This is a genomic window from Streptomyces sp. NPDC054757 (genome assembly GCF_053612185.1).
In genome coordinates this window covers 1-23238 of sequence record NZ_JBSHBW010000020.1, presented here as the reverse complement: position 1 = coordinate 23238, position 23238 = coordinate 1, and the positions used below count along the sequence as shown (strand labels likewise).

The following is a 23238-nucleotide window of genomic DNA, read 5'->3' as shown; positions in this document are numbered from 1 at the left end:
CGCCGCCGCCACCGGCCGCCGTCCCGTCCTCATCCATTGGGCCGCTCCTTGGCCGCCGCCGCCCGCGCCATCGCCTCCAACTGCGCCAGCATCGGCATCGGGTCCACCCCCACCGTCCCCGGCAGGAAGTCGGCGATCCGCTCGGGTGTCCACGCCGCGCCCTCCGCGTAGCCGGCGCGCAGCTCCCTCGGCTGGGCCCAGACCGCGATCTTGGGGCCCGCGATGGTGTACACCTGGCCGGTGATCTTCTCGTCGCGGGCGCGGTCCGAGAGGAGATAGGTGACGAGTGCGGCCACGTCCTCCGGTTCGCCGATCTCCTTCAGCTCCATGGGGACGTTGGCGGACATCCGGGTCCTGGCCACCGGGGCCACCGCGTTGGCCGTCACGCCGTACTTGTTGAGGCCGAGCGCGGCGCTGCGCACCAGCGAGATGATGCCGCCCTTGGCCGCGCTGTAGTTGGCCTGCGCGACGCTGCCCTGGTGGTTGCCGCTGGTGAAGCCGATCAGGGTGCCGCTGCCCTGTTTGCGCATCACGGCCGACGCCGCCCGGAAGACGGTGAAGGTGCCTTTGAGGTGCGTGGCGACCACCGGGTCCCACTCCTCCTCGGACATGTTGAAGAGCATCCGCTCGCGGAGGATCCCGGCGACGCAGACGACACCGTCGATCCGCCCGTACTGCGCGAGTGCCACATCGACGATCCGCTGCCCGCCCGCCATCGTCGAGATGTCGTCGGCGACCGCGACCGCCTGGCCGCCCGCCGCCACGATCTCCTTGACGACGGACGCGGCGACCTCGCTCTCGGGTGCACCGCCTTCGATGGGCACCCCGTAGTCGTTGACGACGACCCGGGCGCCCTCGGCCGCGGCGGCGAGGGCGACCGCCCTGCCGATGCCGCGCCCGGCCCCTGTCACGGCGATGACTTTGCCTGCCAAGAAGTTCCCCATGCCCGGCCCCTTCCCGCGGTTTCTGACGGACCGTTAGATTTTACGGGTAGTCAGACAGCCGAGCACAAGACCCCCGGAGGCCCGATGTCCCTGCCGGCCGCTTTCCACGACATCGCCACACGCGTGAACAACTGGGGCCGTTGGGGCGCCGACGACGAGATCGGCACCCTCAACCTGATCACCGACGAGGTCGTACGGGAGGCCGCGGCCGGGGTGCGCAGTGGCCGCCGCATCCCGCTGGCGATCGCCCTGGAACAGGACGGCGTACAGACCGGGATGATCCCGGGGCGGGTCAACCCGCTGCACGCGATGGTCCAGATCAACCAGGAGCTGTTCGGGCCAGGCACGGTGGCCACCAGCGACGACATCGTGACCATGAGCCTGCAGACGGGCACCCACTGGGACGCGCTCACCCACGCCTCGCACTCCGGGAAGCTCTACAACGGCCGCCCGGCGGAGACGGTCACGGCGCACGGCGGCGCCGAGTTCAGCGGGATCGGCACCGTCCGCCACCTCGTCTCACGCGGGGTGCTGCTCGATGTGGCGCGCGCCAGGGGCGAGGACCGGCTGGCGGGCGGCCGTGCGGTGACGCCGGAGGATCTGGAGGCGGCCCAGGAACTGGCGGGGACCGAGGTGCGCGCCGGAGACATCGTGCTCGTGAGGACCGGGCAGATCCGGCTGTATCTGAGCGGCGACCGGAACGGCTACACCTATCCGTCACCCGGGCTTTCGATCCGCACCCCGGAGTGGTTCCACGCCAGAGATGTGGCGGCGGTCGCCAACGACACCGTCACCTTCGAGATCTTCCCGCCCGAGAGCGAGGACCTCTGGCTGCCCGTACACGCCCTGCATCTGGTCGAGATGGGGATGCCGCAGGGGCAGAACTGGAATCTTGAAAAGTTGTCCACAGCCTGTGCAGAAGCGGACCAGTACAGCTTCCTGCTCTCCGCGACACCCGAGCCCTTCACCGGCGGTACGGGGGCACCGGTCGCCCCGGTGGCGATTCTCTGAGCGGTACGGCGAGGTCCTCCACGGCCACACCGGGGCCGGAGTTCCGGGTGGCGGCGTCACGGCAGCCGCCACCCGGAACGGCGTGGGCGCCGCCTCCCCCTGCCCGGGAGAGGCCGGCGCCGGACGCGGTCCTCGTACCGGAATCCGGGCCCCCACACCCCCCGGCATCCCGGTCTCCCCCCACGGGCGGACCGCTTCTGCAAGCGTGATCAGACCGCCACTCCGCGTCAACACCAGGGCAGGGCTATGCGAGTTACACCCGATATGTGACGGCGCGAGAGGGGTCGAATGCCGTGGTGTCGCGGATAACCTCCCTGCGCTCCGGCGCACTTCCCACGCCGTCGCACACGCCCCTGTCCACCTCGCACGCCCCCGGTGCGACCTCGCATCCGCCCCGGTCGACCTCGCACCAGATCGACTTGCCGCGCCCCTCGGGCTGCCAGCCCCAGCGGTCGGCCAGCCCGTCGACCAGTTCGAGACCGCGGCCGTTGGTGTCCTCGCCCTCCGCGTGCCGGGGCCGGGGCGGGCAGGCGCTGATGTCGGCCACCTCGACCCGGACCGTCCCGGCGTCGTCGTCGGGCGGCCCGAACAGCATGCGCAGCACCGCCGGACACCCCGTGTGCACCACGGCGTTGGTCACCAGTTCCGAGATCAGCAGAATCAGCGTCTCGGCCAGTGGCTCGTCGGCCCTTATCCCGCACCCCACGAGTCTGGACCGTGCCCACCTACGGGCCCGCCCCACCTCCGCGGGATCGGGTCCGACCTCCAGCTGTACCTGAAGCACCTGCACCGCTCACACCATCCGAACCGGCCGGGGGTATCCCTCAGAGCTGTTCAAGCACCGGGGGAACATCGCCTAGCGCCTCTCAGGGATCACGGACCGTGATTCCCTTAAGAGACAGCATGGTTGACGTACAGTCACCGCAACAAGCGCTTCGGGCATATTCCAGCGCGAAGGAGTAGGCGTGGTGCATACTGTGCGACGCCTGTTGCGGACAGTCGAACGAAGGCGCTCCTCGCACCCACGTACGGTGCGAACGGCGCGCATTCCCCGAGCTGCCGCCACCCCGGAGGTGCCAACAGCGCATCCGCGCAACACGGTCGTTCGCATCCCACGGAGCGTACCGGAGCGCGGCGCCGACTCCGGCCCGTGACGGCCCTGTCGAAGGACACAACCCGGTATCAACGCTCGGTGACGGCCCGGTGACATCCCGCCGCCCCTCAGAGCGCGGCGGCGACCAGCTCCTCGGCCTCGGTCCGGGTGATCCACTGTTCGGCCCGCACCCAGGCCCGTTTGAGATGAAGATGAACATCTGACTCCCAGGTGAATCCCATACCGCCGTGTACCTGGAGGCAGTCCCGGGCGTTACGGACGGCCGCGTCATCGGCGAGCAGCTTCGCCCCGGCGACCTCGGCGCCGGCCGCCCCGTCCCCCGCCCGTCCCCCGCCCCCGCTCGTACCGCCGCCGCCCGCCTCGCAGGTCACCGCCGCCGCGTACACCGCCGCCCTGGCCAGCTCCGCCCGTACGAGCATCTGGGCGCAGAGGTGTTTGACGGCCTGGAAGGAGCCGATCGGGCGGCCGAACTGCTCGCGCTCGCCCGCGTACCGCACGGCCAGTTCGGTGGTGCGCGCCGCGCTGCCGAGCTGGAGGGCCGCGGTGAGCAGGGCCGCCGCGGGGTGCGGGGGCCGTCCGCCGCGGACACGGTGCAGCGGCGTCAGCGGGTCGACCGACCGCACCGGCCGGGCGTCCGCAACGGTGTCCATGGTGGTGCCCGTAGTGGCGTCCGCGGTGGTGCCCACCACGGGCATCACCTCGTCGGCCTCCGCGAGCCACTCCACCAGCGCGCCGTCCGAGGCCGCGACGACGGTCCGCCCGGTGTCGGCGCCCGGCACCGTGCCCGCCGCGAGATGCGTGGCGACCAGCGGGCCGGGCAGCAGGGCGCGCCCCGCCTCCTCGAAGACGAGAACGGCCTCGGGCAGCCCGAGTCCGACCCCGCCGTCCGCCTCGGGCAACCGGAGCGAGAAGAGCCCGGCCTCGCCCAGCTCCCGCCACAGGGCGCGGTCGAGGGCCGGGCGCTCCACGGCGGCCCGCAGCGCGTCCCGTCCGAAGCGGCCGGCCAGCAGTTCACGGAAGCCGGTGCGCAGGGCCAATTGGTCATCGGTGAGCCGGAAGTCCATCAGCGCTCCTTGGGGAGGCCGAGGATCCGCTCGGCGACGATGTTCTGCTGGATCTGCGAGGTGCCCGCGGCGATGGTGTACGAGAGCGAGGACAGCCGGTCCTGGTTCCAGGGGTGCGCGAGGTCGATGGCATCGGGGCCCAGGACCTCGGCGGCCGCCTCGTACAGCTCCTGACGGGCCTGCGAGTAGCGGAGCTTGAAGACCGAACCGCCGATGCCGGGCACCCCGAATCCGCCGCCGCCCCGGCCCCCCGACGCGGACCCACCGCCCCCGCCACCGGACGCGGACCGGCCGCTCCCGGATACGGCCCCGCCCCCGCCCTGCGATTCGCTCACGTTCCACTGGGTGAGCCGCCACAGCGCCGCGAACTCGGCGCCGAGCCTGCCGAGTCGGCGGCGCAGCGCCGGATCGGCGTCCCAGCTGCCGTTCTCCCGTGCCGTACGGGCGAGTTCGCCCAGGGTGCGGCGGCAGGCGACGACCTCGCCGACGAAGGCGGTGCCCCGCTCGAAGGAGAGGGTCACCATGGTGACGCGCCAGCCGTCGTTCTCGTCGCCCACCCGGTCGCCGACCGGGATCCGTACGTCGTCGAGGAACATCTCGGCGAACTCGGTGGACCCCGCGAGCGTCCGCAGCGGGCGCACGGTCACACCGGGGGTGTCCATCCGCATGGCCAGCCAGGTGATCCCCCGGTGTTTGGGCACCGCTTCGCTGACTGGTTCGGTGCGGACGAGCAGCTCGCACCAGTCGGCGACCTCGGCGTGCGAGGTCCAGATCTTGGAGCCGTTGACCACATAGTGGTCGCCGTCGCGCACCGCCCTGGTCCGCAGCGACGCCAGGTCCGACCCGGCGCCCGGCTCGCTGAACCCCTGGCACCAGATCTCGTCCCCGCGCAGCACCGGCGGCAGCCAGCGCGCCCGCTGCTCCGCCGTCCCCTCGGCGGCGATCGTCGGGCCCGCGTGCAGCAGCCCGACGAAGTTCGCCCCGACGTAGGGGGCCCCGGCTCGCTCGGTCTCCTCCAGGAAGATCAGGTGCTGGGTCGGCGTGGCACCGCGCCCGCCCGCGTCGGCCGGCCAGTGCAGCCCCGCGTACCCGGCGTCGTACAGCATCCGCTGCCAGGCCGTGTCGTACGCGCGGCGGCCCGGCCAGTCCAGCGGGTCCGGTGCGGGCGGCAGCGCGGGCAGGGCCTTCGCGAGCCACTCCGTCAGCCGCCCGCGGAAGACCTCCTCGTCCTCCGTGTACCTGAGGTCCATCAGGGTGTCCCTTCCGGCATGTCCGGTGGCCCGATATCCGGCGGAGTTCACAGCCGTACGCAACTGTCACAGCGCATGAACCTGATGGGCCGTCAGGAAGCAGGCTAGCTCCCGGCCCTCTGGACCGACAAGGCGCGGAGCCCTACGCTCTCGACACGACCTGACTACCCGTCAGTTACGCGTGTACGTCAGCTACGGGTGCCCGTCAGCCAAGACCCGCCGGAGCACGAGGGAGTTCGGGCCGCATGGACGAGACCGCACACGCACTGGGCGCATCCCGCACACTGTGGGAGCTGGCCGACCGCCGCGCCGCCCTCACCCCGGACCGGCCCGTGCTGCTCCAGGGTGACCGCACACTGACCTTCGGGGAACTGCGGGACGGCGCCGAGCGGGTCGCCGCCGGTCTGTACGGGATGGGGGTGCGGCCCGGAAGCGTGGTCGCCTGGCAGCTGCCGACCAGGACCGAGACCGTGCTGCTCTCCTTCGCCCTGGCCAGGCTCGGCGCGGTCCAGTCGCCGGTGATCCCGTACTACCGGGACCGCGAGGTCGGCTTCGCGCTCCGCGAATCCCGGGCGGAGTTCTTCGCCGTACCGGGCACCTGGCGCGGGCACGACCACACCGCGATGGCCGAACGGCTCGGCGCCCGGGGGGTGTTCGAGGCGTACGGCACCTTGCCGGACGGCGACCCCGCCGTGCTCCCGCCGCCGCCTGCCGACGGCACGGCGGTCCGCTGGATCTACTGGACATCCGGCACCACATCCGACCCCAAGGGCGTGCTGCACACCGACCGTTCGCTGATCGCGGGCGGCTCCTGCCTGGCCCACGCCCTGCACCTCACCTCGGACGACGTCGGCTCGATGGCCTTCCCCTTCGCACACATCGGCGGCCCTGACTACCTGGTGATGCTGCTCCTCTACGGCTTCCCGGCCGTCCTCTTCGAGCACTTCGCGATGGAGACGGCGCTGCCCGAGTACCGCAGGCACGGGGTGACGGTCGCGGGCGGCTCCACCGCGTTCTACTCGATGTTCCTCACCGAGCAGCGCAAGGTCCCCGGCGAACGGCTGGTCCCCACCCTGCGGCTGCTGGCCGGCGGCGGGGCGCCGAAGCCCCCGGAGGTGTACCACGCGGTGGTACGGGAGATGGGCGTACAGCTCACCCACGGCTACGGCATGACCGAGGTCCCCATGATCACCATGGGTGCCCCCGACGACACGGCCGAGCACCTCGCCACCACGGAGGGCCGTCCGCCCGCCGGAATGGAGATCCGCATCGTGGACGCGGCGGGCGAACCGGTGCCCGCCGGGGTCGACGGGGAGGTACGGCTGCGCGGCGAAGCGGTCTGCCAGGGGTACGCGGGCCAGGACCAGGGGGCGGACGCCTTCGACGCGGACGGCTTTCTGGTCACCGGCGACGTGGGCCATCTCAGGGAGACCGGCCATCTGGTGCTGACCGGGCGGATGAAGGACATCATCATCCGCAAGGGCGAGAACATCTCGGCCAAGGAGATCGAGGACCTGCTCCACCAGCATCCGGCGGTCGCCGACGCGGCGGTCGTCGGGCTCCCGGACGCGGAGCGCGGCGAACGGGTCTGCGCGGTCCTCGAACGGCGGCCGGGAGCCGGGGAGTTGACCCTGGCCGCGATATCGGCGTTCCTGCGCGACGAGGGCCTCTCCGTACACAAGCTGCCGGAGCAGCTGGAGGTGGTGGACGCCCTGCCGCGCAATGACGCGCTGCGGAAGGTGCTCAAGTACAAGCTGCGGGAGCTGTACGGCTGAACGGCCGGGCCGGTACGGGGTCTCAGCGCGGGAGCAGCAGGGGGTTCACCCCCGGCGCACCCGGACGGTCAGCGGGTTCACGATGTCGTTGGCGCCGCCCCCGTACTGCTTGTCGTGGAAGGTCTCGCCGGGCTGGGAGCCGTAGAGACGGAAGAACCACTTGCCCTGCCAGGCCAGTTTGTCCGTGCCGAGCTTCTGGTACTCCTGCATGGCGTCCTGGCGGGTGACGCCGGCGAGTTCCTGGATCATCGCCATGACCTTGTCGCTGTCGAAGACGCCCTGCGGTGTCTTGCCTTGGTAGCCGTTCAGGAGCGCCTTGGTCTTCTCCTTGTACGCCTTCAACAGCTTCTTCTCCAAGGCCCCCACGGCCGCCTTGGCGTTGTAGTCCCGCTTGTAGTTCTCCAGCGTGACCCAGGACTTCTCGTCCTTGCTGCGGGCGACGACCCCGGCGAAGTGGTAGTTCCAGATGTCGTCGGCGGACCGGTCGGTGAAACTCTCGCCGTCGGGCACCGTGGCGAAGTCGTGCTTGTCCTCGTCGCCGACGGAGTGGGTGGCGAAGCCCTCCCCGACCAGCGGCCTGGCGTACTGGTTGACACCCATCTCCTGGGCGACCCGGTCCGCTTCGGCGGGACGCTCGCGCAGGGTGGTTCCGTAGTCCCGGGCCACCTCCCGCTCGTTGTGGATCTCGGTGCCGTTCGCCTCCGCTGCGGCTCCCGCCGCGGAGGCCCCCGCTGCGGCCTCCGCCGGATTGGTCGTACCGCCGGAACGCGCCGTCTTGTCCAGGTGATGGGCCAGGTCCACACCGGACTTCCCGCGCCAGGGAGCCGCGCCACCGTCGCCCGCCATCACCACCTGCATCTTGCGGGAGCCCACGACCTTGCGCGCCACCTCGATACACTCCGTCAGCATCAGATCGGCGAAGCGGCCTGCCTTCTTCCGGGTGGCTTCGTCCGCTGTGACCGGGGTGATCTTGCCCAGCGTCCCCGCGGCCGTCTTGATCTGCGAGCCGCCCCGGACGAGCGTGTACGCGCTGCCGACCTGCGCCAGCCGGTCCACCGCGTGCTGGAACACCTCGTCCGTGGCGTAGAACTCCTTCGGTTCCCGCTCGGTGTCGTGTACCGCGAGCGTGTCGTCGTCGGAGTACCGGAGGCTGACGTCGCCAGGATGGTGATCCTGGGCGTCCACATGGTCCACGTGGTGGTCGAGCAGGCCGTCCGGCTGCCGACGGCCGTCGCGCAGTACGCCCTCCGGCGCCTGTGTGGTGAAGAACGCCTCGTCGTCGCCGCTGACGACACCGGTCGGGGCGCCGGTCTTCACCCGCTGGATGACGGGCGCGGCAGCGGGCGCCCGGGTCCCCGCGCTCCGGGCACCCCGGGACGCGAGACCGGCCACCGCCGCGTTCCCCGCCGCCCGCTGGAGGGCGAGGAGACCCTGCGGGGAGCGGACCGCGAGGTCGCGCTGTACGGGGAGGGCGGGGGCGCTCGGGCGCTCGGCGGTGCCCGCAGCCGCGGGCAGCCCGCTCCCGCGCTTCGACTGTCGGCTGCGCATACGCCCTCCCGAGACGGCACCAGGCCGGCGGATCCGGCGACGCGCCCGGTCCGGCTCCGGGCCTCTGGTGCACCCCCATCCTTACCGGACGGGCGCCCCGCCCGGTAAGGGCCCCAGGGGCAAACCTGCGGGCAGAATCGTTCGCCGGGAACGACAGGCTGCCGTTCAGGCCGAGATCGGCTGCGCGTCGTCCTCCGTGGCGTCGTACACGTCCGCGTACACCTCGAAGAGCCGTCGGACCCCCAGGGCGCCCAGCACCTTGTTCACATGGGCGGCGCCGCCCTGGCCCGACATGCCGCCCACCTCGCCGCCGCCCGGCAGGATCAGCCGCAGCCGGCCCTGGCAGGAGCGCATCAGTCTGCGGGCCGCGATCAGTACACCGACACCGCTGGAGTCGCAGAAGACCACGTCCGAGAGGTCGAGTACCACGTCGTGGCAGCCCGCGGCCACCGCGTCATGGACGCACTGACGGACCTCGGGGGAACTCACCAGATCCATTTCGCCAGATATGCGCAGGACGCGCCAGGCACCGCGTTCGGCTTCGGTCACGTTCAGCATCACGGGACTGGACCTCTCCGCTGTCGGTCTGCCGGTCCGGAAAAAGATCCGGAAGTTTGCGTTCCACTCGGGCGGCTGCCCCATCGGACCCTTATGAAACACCGTCCCTGCCATAAAAACCCAGGCATTTTCAGACAGAAAAGATCATATTCGGCCGCCTCCGGGCGCCTGGACCAGCCCTCATCGCTCCACCGCCGGTCCACCGCACTCCCTTACCACCGCGCAGCGTTCCCCTACCACCCCGCAGCGCTCCCGGACCGCGCTTACCGCAAAGAGGCGCACTTCGCGGGCCCTGCGGTTACTGTCGAAGGGGACTGGGGCGGATGCTTGGGGGCCTGATGCCGAAGGACACACCACAGCGGTGGGACCGCAGGATGCAGCAGCGGCTCGCGCGGGGCGAGGCAGCCGCGCTGGGCGAGCTGTACGACCGGTTCGCCTCCCTCGTGCACAGCCTGGCCCACCGCGTACTGGACGACGACGAGGCGGCCGACCGCATCACCCGTGAGGTCTTCGTACACATCTGGGAGCACCCGGAGGAGTACGAGCCGAAGCACGGCCCGATGCGCTCCTGGGTCGCCGCCCTCGCCCACCGCCAGGCCGTCAGGCTGCTCCGCCAGGCCGAGACCGCGTCCCTCGCCGCCCATGGCGAAGGCACCGCCGAGGAGACGGAGAGGCTGGAGCAGAAGGTGCGCAAGGCGTCGGCTGCGGCCCGCGCCGACTACATCGTGACCTCCATGCCCGCACCGCTGCGCGCCGCCCTCGAACTCGCGTACTTCCAGCGCAGGGACTACCGCCAGACCGCGGCCGATCTCGGTGTCACCGAGGACGAGGCACGGCGGCGGCTGCGCCTCGGGCTCCAGCTGCTCTCCACGGCCAACACCCGTCCCGCCGAAGGGGCTTCGCCGCCCGGATACGGCCGTGCCCTGTGACGGGGCCGGCGGAGGAACCGGCCGGACGCCCCGGTGAGGACGCTCCGGCGCGGATACCGGGGCCGCGCGGGGCCGCCGACGACCTGGCCTTCCTGCCCGCGCCGCCAGTGGAGCTGTCGCACAAGGTCCTGAAATCGCTGCTCGGCGCCTGGGCGCTCGCCGCCTGCTCTCCCGAGGAGACCGAGGCCGTCGAGGACCATCTCACCGACTGCGCGCCCTGTGCGGACGAGGCGCTGCGGCTGCGGGACGCGGTGGCGCTGCTGCACACGGAGCGGAGCCTTGACCTGGACCCGCTGCTGCGGTCCCGGGTGCTCCAGGGCTGCCTGGGCCGCAGACCGGCCCGGATCCCGATCCCGGCGTGGGCGGCTCCGTACGACGCGGAGACCGCCAGGCTGGACGCCCTGCTGAACGACTTCGGCGACGCGGAGTGGCACGCCCCGGTCCGGCTGAAGTGGTACGAGGACGAGCGCGCCACCTCCCGGCGGACGACCGTCGCCGGGGTCATCGGCCATCTGCTGACCGTCGACGGCCTGGTATCGGCCGCGCTCGGCCTGGACGACGGCCTCGACGGTCTCCTCGGCAGCGATCCGCCGCGCTCACCCACCGAGCGCACCAGGCGGTACTGGCGGGCGCTCGCCGCTCCCCCGACCGGCACGATCCGCGAGCCCTGGCGCGCACAGAGCCACACTCTGCTCCGGACGGTCTCCTTCACCGGCCAGGACATGCCCGAACCGTCCGTATCGTACGGGGAGTTCAGTCTGCCGCTGCGCGACTCGCTCCTGGACCGCGCCTTCGAGTGCTGGCTGCACGCGGGCGACATCGCGGACGCCGTGGACTATCCGTACGAGCCGCCGTCATCGGCCCATCTCAACCTCATGATCGACCTGGCGGCCCGGACGCTGCCCGCCACCCTGGCCGGCCGCCGCCGCTCCGGCCTGGCGAGCCCGGCCCGCGGGCCGGTCCCGGAAGGGCGGCCGGGCCGTTCGCTGCGGCTGGAGATCGAGGGCGCGGGCGGCGGCGACTGGTACATCGCCCTGGACTCCCCGGCCGCGCAGGGCTCCCCTGACCTGGCCGTGGCCCATGTCGCGCTGGACGGGGTGGAGTTCTGCCGGCTGGCTGCGGGACATGTGGAGCCGGAGGAGGCGGTCGCCGGGCAGGAGGGCGACCGCGAGGCGATCCGGGACGTGCTGTTCGCGGCGGCTTCGCTCAGCCGGATGTGAGCGCCCCGGGCGGCCGCCCGGACCGCCCTGACCAGCGGCGGCGGGCGGCCCGGGAGTAACCGGGCCGGAGAGCGGGGAGCGGGAGCGGCGCTACGCGAACACCACCGTCCGGTGCCCGTTCAGCAGGATCCGGTGCTCGGCATGCCACTTGACCGCTCGCGCCAGCGCCCGGCACTCCACATCGCGCCCGATCGCGACCAGTTGGTCGGGCGTGACCTCGTGGCCCACCCGCTCGACCTCCTGCTCGATGATCGGCCCCTCGTCCAGGTCGGCCGTCACATAGTGGGCCGTCGCCCCGATCAGCTTCACGCCCCGCGCATGCGCCTGGTGGTACGGCTTCGCGCCCTTGAAGCTCGGCAGGAAGGAGTGGTGGATATTGATGATCCGGCCGTTCAGCGCCTTGCAGAGGTCGTCCGAGATGACCTGCATATAGCGGGCCAGCACCACCAGCTCGACGTTCTCCCTGCGGACCAGGTCGAGCAGTTCCGCCTCGGCCGCCGCCTTGTTGTCCTTCGTCACCGGGATGTGGTGGAAGGGAATGCCGTACGACCCGGCCAGCTCGGCGAAGTCCGGGTGGTTGGAGACCACCGCGGCGATCTCGACGGGCAGCGCGCCCGTACGGGACCGGAAGAGCAGGTCGTTCAGGCAGTGGCCGAACTTGCTGACCATCAGGACGATCCGCATCCGGTCATCGGCGCGGTGCAGCTGCCACTCCATGTCGAAGGCGTCCCCGACGGCGGCGAAGCTGGCACGCAGCTTCTCCAGGGAGACCGGCTGCTCGGCCGAGAAGTGCACCCGCATGAAGAAGAGCCCGGTGTCCCGGTCCCCGAACTGCTGGCTGTCCTCGATGTTGCACCCCGTGATGAACAGATAGCTCGACACGGCATGCACGATGCCCTGTTTGTCCGGGCAGGAGAGCGTGAGGACGTACTGGTCGTTCATGACAGCAGGGTGCCACAACCGTCCGCCGTCAGGCGGCCCTGGTCACGATGCGGAGCACCTCCAGGGTGCGCGGCGCCGTATCCGGGTCGTCGCCGTCGGCCGTCGCCAGCCGTACGTGTGCCTCCCGCGCGGCCCGGACCGCTTCCGGCCAGCCGTGATGCTCCATATAGACCGATACGGGAGCATCTGCCCCGACCTGGTGCATGATGCGCAGCACCCGCAGCACGGCCACATCCACGAGTGCGGACTCGCCGGAGTCCCGGAAGACCGTCCCGACGTACTTCTCGGCGGACCAGTTGTCGAGCCAGGTGTCCTCGACCAGCCGGTACACGGCATCGGTGACGTCCCCGTACTCCGCACGGCCTGCCAGCCAGCACTCCTGGTGGAAGGACGGGTCGGAGAGCATATGCAGCGCGGAGCGCACATTGGCGCGCCAGCGCCACCACGGCATGTCAGTCAACGGCATGCCCTCCATGGTGGTGGAGCGACGGCCGCGACGGGAAGCGTTCGGAGAACCTTGCACGATTTCGATCGTACGTTCCCGGCGGGGACGGTCTTCCGGGCCCCCGCCGTTCGTCCCGTCAAGCCCGGTCAGAGCTGGTCGCCCCGGCGCTGGGTCAGGCTGTACTTCTCCGCGATGGCGTTCCACAGGGCCGATGCCTGCTTCTTCGCCGCGGTGGCCTTGCCGCTGGCCACGTCGCCGCGGCCGGCCGCCGCGGTCCGCTTGGCGTGGCCGTGCTTGCACTCCTTCTTGCCGTCGGCCGCGACGGCGTGGGCCCAGGCCGCGTACTGCTCGTCGGCGGTCGCCGACGCGTTCCACGCCGTGGTCAGCGCGCCGGTCAGCTTCTCGTGGTCCGGCAGCTTGTCGACCGAGAGCGTGCCGAGCTTGGTCACCAGATCGTGGCGCTGCTTGGCCGCGCCGCGCAGGTCCGACGCCGCCCGGGGCAGGTTCTGGCAGGACCGGATGTTCCCGACCGCCGCGATCACCGCGGAGCGGCTGTTGTTGCTGTCGGCGAGCACCTTGTCGAGCGCGACGGCCTGCGGCTGCGCCGGGTCCTTCGCCGCCTCCGGCTCCTTCGACGCGGTGGTCGCGGTGGCGCCCGCGGGCTGCTTGTCGTCCTTCTTGTCGGAGCCACCCCCGCTGAGCAGCGCGCCCGCGCCGAGCCCGATGACGGCGCAGCCGACGACGACGGCGGCGATCAGCGGCGTACGCGACTTGCGCCGGCCGTTGCCCGCGGCGGACCGGGATGCGGGCTCCGGGGCGTACTGCGGTGTCTGCGCGCCGGGTTGCTGCTGCGGCCTGCCGTACGGGTCGCTGCCGGGCGGGGGGTTGTGCGGGGCCCCGCCGTACGTGCCGCCGCCATAGGGCGCCTGGGCCTGAGGCTGCGCCTGCGCCGGGGAGTCGAAGCGGGGCATCTGCTGGGTCTCACCGGCCGGTTGGGGCCCTGCCCCGTTGTCCGTACGGAAGAGGCTGTCGAACTCGGCGGGCGGCTGCCGGTCCTCGGGCGCTCCCGGTCTGATGCCGTACGGACCGCCGGAGGGTGCGGCCGGGGCGGCCGGGACCGGCGGCAGGAACTGCGTGGGGTCCGCGTCGGAGCCCGCGGCGGCGGGGGCGGGCCCGGACTGCTGGGGGTAGCCCAGGTACTGGGTGGCCTCCGCCGGGTTCCCGGGCGCCCCGGGGACGGGCGCGATGAACTGCGTCGCCTCGTTGTCGCCCCCGCCCGGCACGACCCCGCCCGGCGGGGTCTCGGGCGGCAACGGCTGAGCGAACGACGGGGATTGCTGCGCGGCCGGGGGCAGCGGCTGCGAGGCGGGCGGCTGGTGGTACGGCTGGTGCGGCTGGTGTTGTGGCTGCTGTTGCTGGAATTGCGGCTGGTACGGCGCCTGCTGCGGCGGCAGATGCTGCGGGAACTGCTGCTGCTGGTGGGACGGAGGCGGCAGCTGCTGGTGGGGCGGCTGGTGCTGGGGTATGTGCGGAGGCTGCTGCTGCGGCGGCTGCGGTCCGCCGTCCTGCGGTCCCCAGGGCTGGCCCCACGGCTGGCCGCCTGCGGGGACGGTGTGCTCGCCCGCCACTTCCGGGATCCACGGGCCGCTCCCGTCGGACGGCAGTACGACACCTTCGTGCGCGCGCCGTACAGCGGGAAGCTGCGGCTCGTCGCCCTGTCCGTTCTGCGTCACCGGGACTCCTACTGCACGTGGACCTACGGAATCGTCGGTTCACGCTACCGGGTGAACGGACGCGTCTGCCACGGGACGGCGGATGGGGGTGTGCGATGTAACACATGCGGGGCGCCCGGCGCTGTACTTGGGCCGGACGGCGTCCAGATGGGGCCGGGATGGCTTGTTCTCGACGCTGCCCGTACGGCTTTCCACAGGCCGCACACAGCCGACAGCCCGGCCACACCCAGCGGAACGACCCGCAACAGCGACCCGTCGAGGCCCGGCGGCAGGGTGCGACGGGGCGGGACCGTCCCCCGGGCGCAGCCCCACCGCCGTCTCCCCTCACCCCTACGCCACCACGACGTCCATCCGCGCCCCCAGATCCCGGACCACCGGCTCGTCCGCGAACGGCTCCAACCGCCCCCGCAGATCGTCCAGATAGTCCGCACCCCGGCCGGAACGCACCGTGGCCAGCAGCTCCATCGCCAGGGTCCCCGTGCGGCAGGCCTGCTCCAGCTCCCGCTGCTGGAGCTGCGCCGTGGCCAGCAGCACCATGCCGATCCCCCGCCGCCGGGCCTTGGTCTCCGGAAGGCCCGCCAGCGCTTCCTCGGCGCGGCTCGCGCTCGCCGCCCCCTGGCCCAGGTCGCGGTGGCAGTGCGCCAGTTCGTCGGCCAGATAAGCGCCGTCGAAGTGGGTGATCCACTCCGGGTCGTCGCCCGCGTCCGTAGCGGACTGCGCGCGGTCCATCGCCGCCAGCGCGCGCCCCGCGACCTCCTCCGCCGCACGCGCGTCGCCCATCAGCGCGTGGCCGCGCGCCTCGGCCGCGTAGAACATCGACTCGGCCCGCGGGGTGACCCGGCCGCGCGCGCCCTCCTGGGCCGCCCGCGCGAGCTGTGCGATCTCGCGCGGAGTGCCCAGCTCGGCGGCGAGATGACTCATCGCGGCGGCCAGCACATAGCCGCCGTACCCGCGGTCCCCCGCCGCCTGGGCCAGCCGCAGGGCCTGGATGTAGTACCGCTGGGCGAGCCCCGGCTGACCGGTGTCGACCGCCATGTAACCGGCGAGTTCGGTCAGCCTCGCCACCGCCGCGAACAGCTCGCGGCCCACCGCGTCACGGTACGAACCGGCCAGCAGCCCGGACACCACGCTGTTCAGGTAGTGGACGACGATCGGCCGCACATGGCCGCTGCCGAACCGGTGGTCGAGGTCGGTGAGCGCGGCCGTCGTCGCCCGTACCGCCTGGACGTCCGACGCCCCGACCCGGGCCCCCGCGGCGCGCGCCACCTGCGCGTCCGCCCCCGTGATCAGCCAGTCCCGGCTCGGCTCGACCAGCGCGGAGGCGGCGACCGTGGAACCGGAGAGGAAGTCGCGCCGCCCCACGTCGCTGCGCCACAGCTCGCAGACCTGCTCGATCGCGCCGATCACGGTCGGCGAGAACTGCAGACCGACCCCGGATGCCAGGTTCTTGCCGTCGGCCATCCCGATCTCGTCGATCGTGACCGTACGGCCCAGCTTGCGGCCCAGCGCCTCGGCGATGATGCCCGGCGCCCGCCCGCGCGGCTGCTGCCCGCGCAGCCATCGCGCGACGGAGGTCTTGTCGTAGCGGAGGTCGACGCCCCGCTCCGACCCCACCATGTTCACGCGACGGGCGAGACCGGCGTTGGAGCAGCCGGCTTCCTGAATGAGTGCCTGCAGCCGTTCATTGGGCTGACGGGCGACGAGCGGCCTGGCGGCCATGAATACCCCCTGAGACGTGCGGCGATCACTGATCCGGTCGGGTTGATCACTGCCCGGGAAATGTCGGGAGAATGCGGTGGAAGACGGGAGTAATCCCGGCATTCCTCTTGCACCTCGCTGAGGAATACCCGTTCCGGGGGGTGCATTCGCCTACGCGCCCCCGCCCATGCCTCCATGCGCCCCGTATGCCGTCAAACCACGGCTCTGCCCGGTGTGTTGACCCCGTAACCCCAGGTGGTGGCGGGAGTTGAGCCGTGCGTGAATGAGACCACCACGGGCACGCAGGCCGCACAGATTCCCCAGCAGCGCACAGAACCGCTGCTGGACAGCGCCGTACGGTACGCGGAGGAGCGGCACTGGGACGTGCTCCCCGGCACCTGGCTGGAGCCCGTGGCGGGCGGCGAGCGGTGCTCCTGCGGGGACACCGCGTGCCCCGCGCCCGGCGCACACCCCACGCGCCCCGACTGGGCGGCAGAGGCCACCGGCAGCGCCGTGGCCGCCCGCTCCCTGTGGTCCCGGCAGCCGAGGGCCTCGGTCCTGCTGCCGACCGGGCGGACCTTCGACGTCATCGACGTCCCCGAGACCGCGGGCTTCCTCGCGCTGGCCCGGATGGAGCGGAGGGAGGTGACGCTCGGCCCGGTGATCCGCACGCCCCACCGCCGGATGCTCTTCTTCGTCCTGCCGGGCGCCGGGGCCAAAGTGCCCCAGCTGGTACGGAGGCTGGGGTGGCTGCCGTCCACGATCGATCTGGTGGTCCGCGGCGAGGGCGACTACATCGCGGCGCCGCCCACCCGGGTGGGGTCCGCCGGGACCGTGCAGTGGGCACGGCGGCCCACGGCGGTCAACCGCTGGCTGCCGGACGCGGACGAGCTGACCGGGCCCCTCGCGTACGGCTGCGGCCAGGAGAGCAGGGACGGCCGCAGGTAGGGCCGGGACCGGGGCGGCGACGGCCGCGAGGGGAGCCGGGACGGCCGGGCGCCGGCCGGGCGACCGTAGGGTGGGGCGCAAGAGCCGCGACTTTGAAAGGCGCTGCACATGCCGGACCAGGCAGCCGTACGGGTAGAGGGACTGTGGAAGCGGTTCGGGGAGCAGGTCGCGGTCGCCGGGATCGACCTCGAACTGCCCGCGGGCCAGTTCATCGGTCTGGTCGGTCCCAACGGCGCGGGCAAGACCACCACCCTCTCCATGGTGACCGGCCTGCTCAGGCCCGACCGGGGCGCCGTACAGGTGGCGGGCCACGACGTCTGGCAGGACCCCGTCGCGGTCAAGTCCCGTATCGGCGTACTGCCCGAGGGGCTGCGGCTGTTCGAGCGGCTCTCGGGGCGCGAACTCCTCGCGTACAGCGGGCGGCTGCGCGGGCTGCCCGGCGCCGAGGTCGACAAACGGGCCACCCAGCTCCTGGACGTGCTCGATCTGGCGGGCGCCCAGCACAAGCTGGTGGTCGACTACTCGACCGGGATGCGCAAGAAGATCGGGCTGGCCGCCGCGCTGCTGCACAACCCCGAAGTGCTCTTCCTGGACGAGCCGTTCGAAGGCGTCGACCCGGTCTCCGCGCAGACGATCCGCGGGGTCCTTGAGCGCTACACCCGCTCCGGCGCGACGGTGGTCTTCTCCAGCCATGTGATGGAGCTGGTCGAGTCGCTCTGCGACTGGGTGGCGGTGATGGCGGGCTGCCGGATCCGCGCGCAGGGCCCGCTCGCCGACGTACGCGGAACCGCGCCCTCCCTCCAGGAGGCGTTCCTCGAACTCGTCGGCGCGCAGGGCAGGAACGCCGGGGAGAGTCTCGACTGGCTGGGCGGGGGCCCGCGATGACCGCGTCCGCCACCACCGCAGGCCCGGACACCCCCGGCGACGCCTCCGGCACCCCCGGAGCCCACCCGGTCGGCCCCTCCCTCACCCCGGTCGTCATCCGGCTGAAGCTCTCCCTGCTCCGCAACGGGCTGCGCCAGTCGTCGGGCCGCAGGGCCGCGTACATCGCGTCGGTCGCCGTCTCGCTCTTCTTCGCGGCGCTGCTGCTCCTCGGCCTGGTCCTGCTGCACGGTCACGCGCACGCGGGCACCCTGACGGTCATCCTGACGCTCGTGCTCGCGGTGGGGTGGGCGGCGATGCCGCTGTTCTTCCCCAGCGGCGACGAGACGCTCGACCCGAGCCGTCTGGTGATGCTGCCGCTGCGCCCGGAACCGCTGGTCCGGGCTCTGCTCTGTGCCTCACTGGTGGGCGTCGGACCGCTGTTCACGCTCTGCCTCGCGGCCGGCTCCGCCTTCGCCGTGGCGACGAACGCGGCGGCCGTGGTGGCCGCCGTCATCGCCGTTCCGCTGACCGTGCTGGTCTGTGTGGCGCTGGCGCGGGCGGTGGCCGCCGCCAACGTCCGGCTGCTCACCTCGCGCAAGGGCCGCGATCTCGCCGTACTGAGCGGTCTGGTGATCGCGGTCGGCATCCAGGCGGTCAACTTCGGTGTCCAGCGCCTCAGCAGGGCGGGCGGCCTCTCCGCGCTCGACCCGGCCGGGGACGTGGTGCGGTGGCTGCCGCCGGCCTCCGCGATCGGCGCCGTCGACTCGGCGAGCGGCGGCTCGTACGGAGTGGCCGTGGCCCAACTCGCCATCGCGGCGGCCTTCCTGGTGATCATGCTCCGGCTCTGGCGGCGCACCCTGGTCCGGCTGATGACCTCACCGGACGGCTCGACGCTCGCGGCGGCAGGACCGAGCCGCAGGGAGTCGGCGCGGGGCCTGTCGCGGCTGCTGCCCGAAGGCCGCACGGGCACGGTGATGCTCCGCACCCTGCGCTACATCTGGCGCGACCCGAAGACCAAGGCCGCGTGGATCGCGTCGCTCGCGATCGGGCTGATCGTGCCGGTGCTCAACGCCGTGCAGGGCAGCGGGTCCGTCTACTTCTCCTGCTTCGGCGCGGGGATGCTCGGCATCCAGATGTACAACCAGTTCGGCCAGGACACCTCGGCGTTCTGGATGGTCGCGCAGACCATCTCGTCGCCCCGGGACGCGTTCACCGAACTGCGGTCGCGCGCCCTGGCGCTGGCCCTGGTCACCGTCCCGTACACCGCGCTGGTCACGGTGGTCACGGCCGGGCTGCTCGGCGACTGGGGCGCGCTGCCCGAGGCGATGGGGCTCGCCTTCGCCCTGCTCGGCGCGATGCTGGGGACGGGCGCCGTGACCTCGGCCCGCTTCCCGTACTCGATCCCGCAGGACAACGCCCACAAGAACGTCGCCCCGGGGCAGGCGGGGCTGGCCTGGATCTCCATCTTCGGCGGCATGGTCTCGGCCGCTCTGCTCTGCGCTCCGGTGATCGCCCTGCTGATCGCCCTGCATGTCACGGGCAATGAGCCGTATCTGTGGATTCTGCTGCCGGTGGGCGCGGTGTACGGGGCGCTCACGGCCTGGGCAGGGCTGCGGGCCGCCGCACCGCAGGCGGCCGGCCGGCTGCCGGAGATCCTGCTGGCGGTCAGCAAGGGGTGAGCGGTGGATGGCCCTACCTGCCGCGGGGCTGCCTCTCCTGCCGGGTGGCGGCCGCACCTGCCGGGTGACTGCCTCATCTGCCGGGTGACTGCCTCTCCTGCAGCGGGGCTGCCTCACCTGCCGGGTGGCCACTGCCCGCTGCCGGGTGGCGGTCGCACCTGCCTGGTGGCCACTGCCCGCTGCCGGGCGGGCTCCCCCGCTACGGGGTGACCACCGCGTCCAGGAACGGTTCTATCGCCGCGCGCCATGCCTCGGGCTGGTCGTAGTGGATCAGATGGGCCGCGTCGGCCACCTCCGCGTACTCACCCCGGGGCAGCACCCGCACCATCTCCTGCGACTCCGCCCGGCCCAGCTCGCCGTCCAGACCCCGGACCACCAGCGCGGGGCACTGCACCTGGGCCAGCTCCTCCCAGTGCGCTTCGAAGACCCAGGTCTCGCGGGACTTCAGCATCTGGCGAGGGGAGAAGACCGGCCGCCAGCCGTCGGCGCTCTCCGCCATCACCTCGGCGAAGAACTCACCCCGGGACGGATTCGGCCGCTCCACCCACGGGTCGTCCTCGCCGAACCACTTCCGTACGTCGGCGAGTGTCGCGAAGGGGACGGGCCAGGACATGAACCAGTCCTCCCACTCGCGCTGAGAGGCCATCCCCAGGGCGGAGGCCCGCATGTCGCAGATGACCACGGCCCGGACCAGATCCGGCCGTTTCGCCGCGAGCTGCCAGGCGGTGAGTGCGCCCATCGAGTGGCCTATGAGGGTCACGGGGGCAAGCCCCAGCTGGACGATCGCCGCCTCCGCGTCCGCCACATAGGCGTCCCGGGTGTACGGGCCTTCGGCGGGCTTGTCGCTCTGGCCGTGGCCCCGCTGGTCGAGGGCGACCGCGCGGTGGCGCCCGGAGAGCCAGCGGGCGGTGGACGCCCAGTGCGAGGCGCGGCCCATCAGACCGTGCAGCAGTAAGACACCCGGGGCGCGGCCGACGTCCCCGGCGTCCTCGTCGGTCTCCTTGGGCGGGTCGGCGAACTCCCAGGCAGCAAGGCGTACGCCGTCAGGTCCGGTCACGTCGATGCGCTGCACCATTTGTTCTGGCACCCCCTTCAGTCCCCCGGGTGGTCGGTCCCGCACACACTGCGGCTGGCCGCTCAGGATGGATCCGTAGCTGGTTCGTAGCTCGTACGGAGCTCGTACGGAGCTTGCTCAAAGCTCATTCGGAGCTCGTTCGGAGCCGGCCCCACACAGGCTATCGAACTCGCATTCGAACACGCGGTTTTCCTCCGTAACACCCCACCTTCGAGTGACAACCACCGAGGATTGAGGGGTGCTGCCCTGGGGAGATTTCGTGCGGGGGCGGACCACTCGGGGATGAGGGTCCGGCCAGGCCGATCCTGGGAGCTCGGGGCTCCGGATCGGCGCGGGGGAGGTCAGGCCCCGGCGCTCACGAGCGCCGGGGCCCTCTCCGTCCGAGACCCGGTGAGGCCACGACAGACGCATCCATCTGCTCCCTCCCTGCCGGACGGGCGGGCAGCACCCGGACCGCACCGGGCCGACACCGTCGTCACGCCGTAGGCGCCCAGCGTCGCACGGCTTGCGGGCGGCCGGGGCCGTTCCCGCCGTTCCCGCGCCATTGCGCGGTCTGCCCGTCACCGGCCGTATAGGCAGCGGGCGCCCTCTGTCCCGGGCGCGCTACTGCTTGGCCACGAAGACGTGCGAAGCCACCTCGGGGTTGAGCTCGGCGGCCTCACCGCCGCTGCCCACCAGGACCCCGCCGGCCGACTCCGTGACACTCACCACCGAACCGGGCTGCACCCCCGCGCGACGCAGCGTGTACATCAGCTGTGCGTCGGTCTGGATGGGCTCGCCGATCCGGCGCACCACCACGTTCTTCCCGTCGGGGCCCGGGTCCAGCTCCGCCAGGCTCAGCAGGCCCTCGTCGAGGAAGGGATCCGCCTCGGCCTTCTCGCCCAGCTCTTCCAGGCCCGGGATCGGATTCCCGTACGGCGACTCCGTGGGGTGGCGCAGCAGCTCCAGGACCCGCCGCTCCACCGCCTCGCTCATCACATGCTCCCAGCGACACGCCTCGGCGTGGACCTGCTCCCACTCCAGGCCGATCACGTCGACGAGGAGGCACTCGGCGAGCCGGTGCTTGCGCATGACGCGCGTCGCCAGCCTCCGGCCCTCCTCCGTCAGCTCCAGGTGCCGGTCGCTCGCGACGGCCACCAGGCCGTCACGCTCCATGCGCGCCACGGTCTGGCTGACCGTCGGGCCGCTCTGGTCGAGCCGCTCCGCGATACGGGCCCGCATGGGAACCACACCTTCCTCCTCCAGTTCGAGGATGGTGCGGAGGTACATCTCCGTAGTGTCGATCAGCCCACTCATACGTGCCCCTATGTTCCGCTGCCGCTATGGCCCTCATCCAATTCTGACGCATACCTACGACAACCGGCCCGCACAGGACGTGGGCGGTCTTGACACCGCCCTGGTACGGACCTCACCGTGAGGCGCATGAGCAGCGAGAACAGCGCGAGCGGCGGTCTGGCGGACGACTTCTTCGATGCCGCGATCGGCCTGCTGCGCCAGGTGCGCGACGAGGAGTCGGAGCATGTGGCGGCGGCCGGTTCCGCGATCGCCGACACCGTGCAGGCGGGCGGCCGTCTCTTCGCCTTCGGCGCGGGCCACTCCTCGCTCGCCGCCCAGGACGTGGTCTACCGCGCGGGCGGCCTCGCCCTGATGAACCTGCTCGGCGTCCCCGGCGCCCTGGGTGTCGACGTCAGGCCCGCCACCCTCGGCTCGGCCCTGGAACGCGTCGACGGTCTCGCGAGCGCCGTACTCGACTGCAGTCCGGCGGCGGCGGGCGACGTCCTCGTGATCATTTCGCTCTCCGGGCGCAACGCGCTCCCTGTGGAGATGGCGATGAGCGCCCGCACGCTGGGCCTGAAGGTCATCGGCGTGACATCGGTGGCGTACACGAAGGAGACGACGTCACGGCACTCCTCCGGTACGTATCTCAAGGACCACTGCGACATCGTGCTGGACAGCCGGATCGCGGTGGGCGACGCGGAGCTGACCGCCGAGGGCGTCGAAGCCCCCTTCGCCCCCGCGTCGACGGTCGTCACCAGCGCGCTGATGCAGGCGATGATGGCCTCGGCGGCGGGCGAACTGGCCCGCCGGGGTGTGGAGCCCCCGCTGCTGCGCTCGGGGAACGTCGACGGCGGCCACGAGTGGAACCGGCGCGTACTGACGGAGTACGGCGACCGGATCTTCTACCAGCACTGAACAACTGAACAGCTGGTCACTGCGCCCACTCCCGGCCCCCTCTGCCCGCCCTGGCCTCCCAAGGTGCGGCACGGTGGCACTTCCACCCCCGTATGCCGCCGCCGATCACCGCGTGCGCTCAGGGGAGCCGAACCTCAGCGAAGGCCGCTCGTCCCTGCTGTGACCGGCTCCGCGGAGACGGCCCGGCCCGGGGCGGGCGCCGCGCGGCCGGCGGGGGCGGGCGCCCCCCAAGGGGCCCGGAGGGGCCG

General features: G+C 72.1%; 20 protein-coding genes. 8 read left to right on the top strand and 12 right to left on the bottom strand.

Going from position 1 to position 23238, the window contains the following annotated elements; all coding sequences use genetic code 11:
- Window positions 1–29: 29 nt before the first annotated feature.
- Window positions 30–944: an SDR family oxidoreductase gene (locus tag ACWGKJ_RS22680; protein ID WP_385017895.1), complete on the bottom strand. Its 915-nt coding sequence runs from the start codon at window positions 942–944 to the stop codon at window positions 30–32.
- A gap of 84 nt (window positions 945–1028) precedes the next feature.
- Between ACWGKJ_RS22680 and ACWGKJ_RS22675 the strand changes: the two genes are divergently transcribed.
- Window positions 1029–1955, top strand: a complete 927-nt coding sequence (locus tag ACWGKJ_RS22675) for a cyclase family protein (RefSeq protein ID WP_385017893.1) — start codon at window positions 1029–1031, stop codon at window positions 1953–1955.
- A 253-nt stretch (window positions 1956–2208) separates the two neighbouring features.
- Here ACWGKJ_RS22675 and ACWGKJ_RS22670 read toward each other — a convergent pair whose 3' ends face one another.
- The 3 genes from ACWGKJ_RS22670 to ACWGKJ_RS22660 form a co-directional block, all read right to left on the bottom strand.
- Window positions 2209–2745, bottom strand: coding sequence for an ATP-binding protein (locus ACWGKJ_RS22670; protein ID WP_385017891.1), 537 nt, complete (start codon window positions 2743–2745; stop codon window positions 2209–2211).
- Between the two features lie 431 nt (window positions 2746–3176).
- The gene (locus tag ACWGKJ_RS22665) at window positions 3177–4133 is read right to left on the bottom strand and encodes an acyl-CoA dehydrogenase family protein (protein WP_385017888.1); all 957 of its coding nucleotides are present in this window, start codon (window positions 4131–4133) and stop codon (window positions 3177–3179) included.
- Window positions 4133–5383 carry an acyl-CoA dehydrogenase family protein gene (locus tag ACWGKJ_RS22660; RefSeq protein ID WP_385017884.1) on the bottom strand — a complete coding sequence of 417 codons (1251 nt, stop codon included), beginning with the start codon at window positions 5381–5383 and terminating at the stop codon, window positions 4133–4135. Before ACWGKJ_RS22660 ends, ACWGKJ_RS22665 begins: the two co-directional genes overlap by 1 nt.
- Window positions 5384–5628: 245 nt before the next feature.
- Here ACWGKJ_RS22660 and ACWGKJ_RS22655 point away from each other — a divergent pair, with 245 nt between their 5' ends.
- Window positions 5629–7158, top strand: coding sequence for a class I adenylate-forming enzyme family protein (locus tag ACWGKJ_RS22655; protein ID WP_385017881.1), 1530 nt, complete (start codon window positions 5629–5631; stop codon window positions 7156–7158).
- A gap of 45 nt (window positions 7159–7203) precedes the next feature.
- Here ACWGKJ_RS22655 and ACWGKJ_RS22650 read toward each other — a convergent pair whose 3' ends face one another.
- Together ACWGKJ_RS22650 and ACWGKJ_RS22645 are read right to left on the bottom strand one after the other, a co-directional pair.
- A complete protein-coding gene (locus ACWGKJ_RS22650) occupies window positions 7204–8706 on the bottom strand; it encodes a DUF4157 domain-containing protein (RefSeq protein WP_385017879.1) in 1503 nt (500 codons plus the stop codon).
- A 165-nt stretch (window positions 8707–8871) separates the two neighbouring features.
- The gene (locus ACWGKJ_RS22645) at window positions 8872–9267 is read right to left on the bottom strand and encodes an STAS domain-containing protein (RefSeq protein WP_385017876.1); all 396 of its coding nucleotides are present in this window, start codon (window positions 9265–9267) and stop codon (window positions 8872–8874) included.
- A 335-nt stretch (window positions 9268–9602) separates the two neighbouring features.
- Between ACWGKJ_RS22645 and ACWGKJ_RS22640 the strand changes: the two genes are divergently transcribed.
- The gene (locus ACWGKJ_RS22640; protein ID WP_385017873.1) at window positions 9603–10193 is read left to right on the top strand and encodes an RNA polymerase sigma factor; all 591 of its coding nucleotides are present in this window, start codon (window positions 9603–9605) and stop codon (window positions 10191–10193) included.
- Window positions 10190–11413: a maleylpyruvate isomerase N-terminal domain-containing protein gene (locus tag ACWGKJ_RS22635; protein WP_385017870.1), complete on the top strand. Its 1224-nt coding sequence runs from the start codon at window positions 10190–10192 to the stop codon at window positions 11411–11413. The genes ACWGKJ_RS22640 and ACWGKJ_RS22635 overlap by 4 nt, the downstream gene beginning before the upstream one ends.
- Before the next feature lie 90 nt (window positions 11414–11503).
- Here the strand turns inward: ACWGKJ_RS22635 and purU are convergent, their stop codons facing one another.
- The 4 genes from purU to ACWGKJ_RS22615 form a co-directional block, all read right to left on the bottom strand.
- Complete coding sequence (purU, locus tag ACWGKJ_RS22630) at window positions 11504–12355, bottom strand: formyltetrahydrofolate deformylase (RefSeq protein WP_385017867.1); 852 nt, start codon at window positions 12353–12355, stop codon at window positions 11504–11506.
- A gap of 28 nt (window positions 12356–12383) precedes the next feature.
- Entirely contained in the window at window positions 12384–12830 is a 447-nt protein-coding gene (locus ACWGKJ_RS22625) for an SCO4402 family protein (RefSeq protein ID WP_385018119.1), read from the bottom strand.
- Window positions 12831–12946: 116 nt separating this feature from the next.
- Window positions 12947–14533: a hypothetical protein gene (locus tag ACWGKJ_RS22620; protein ID WP_385017864.1), complete on the bottom strand. Its 1587-nt coding sequence runs from the start codon at window positions 14531–14533 to the stop codon at window positions 12947–12949.
- A gap of 330 nt (window positions 14534–14863) precedes the next feature.
- The gene (locus tag ACWGKJ_RS22615; RefSeq protein WP_385017861.1) at window positions 14864–16252 is read right to left on the bottom strand and encodes a transcriptional regulator; all 1389 of its coding nucleotides are present in this window, start codon (window positions 16250–16252) and stop codon (window positions 14864–14866) included.
- A 258-nt stretch (window positions 16253–16510) separates the two neighbouring features.
- Here ACWGKJ_RS22615 and ACWGKJ_RS22610 point away from each other — a divergent pair, with 258 nt between their 5' ends.
- The 3 genes from ACWGKJ_RS22610 (at window position 16511) to ACWGKJ_RS22600 (ending at window position 19722) form a co-directional block, all read left to right on the top strand.
- Window positions 16511–17179 carry a bifunctional DNA primase/polymerase gene (locus ACWGKJ_RS22610; protein ID WP_385017858.1) on the top strand — a complete coding sequence of 223 codons (669 nt, stop codon included), beginning with the start codon at window positions 16511–16513 and terminating at the stop codon, window positions 17177–17179.
- A 108-nt stretch (window positions 17180–17287) separates the two neighbouring features.
- Window positions 17288–18064 carry an ABC transporter ATP-binding protein gene (locus ACWGKJ_RS22605; RefSeq protein ID WP_385017855.1) on the top strand — a complete coding sequence of 259 codons (777 nt, stop codon included), beginning with the start codon at window positions 17288–17290 and terminating at the stop codon, window positions 18062–18064.
- On the top strand, window positions 18061–19722 hold the full coding sequence (locus ACWGKJ_RS22600) for a transporter (RefSeq protein ID WP_385017852.1): 1662 nt from the start codon (window positions 18061–18063) through the stop codon (window positions 19720–19722). The genes ACWGKJ_RS22605 and ACWGKJ_RS22600 overlap by 4 nt, the downstream gene beginning before the upstream one ends.
- A gap of 199 nt (window positions 19723–19921) precedes the next feature.
- On the opposite strand, the gene ACWGKJ_RS22595 is transcribed toward ACWGKJ_RS22600, so the two are convergent.
- Together ACWGKJ_RS22595 and ACWGKJ_RS22590 are read right to left on the bottom strand one after the other, a co-directional pair.
- Window positions 19922–20797, bottom strand: coding sequence for an alpha/beta fold hydrolase (locus ACWGKJ_RS22595; protein WP_385017849.1), 876 nt, complete (start codon window positions 20795–20797; stop codon window positions 19922–19924).
- 603 nt (window positions 20798–21400) lie between these two features.
- Entirely contained in the window at window positions 21401–22093 is a 693-nt protein-coding gene (locus tag ACWGKJ_RS22590) for a metal-dependent transcriptional regulator (protein ID WP_164267262.1), read from the bottom strand.
- 126 nt (window positions 22094–22219) lie between these two features.
- Between ACWGKJ_RS22590 and ACWGKJ_RS22585 the strand changes: the two genes are divergently transcribed.
- Entirely contained in the window at window positions 22220–22990 is a 771-nt protein-coding gene (locus tag ACWGKJ_RS22585; protein ID WP_385017845.1) for an SIS domain-containing protein, read from the top strand.
- Window positions 22991–23238 lie beyond the last annotated feature (248 nt).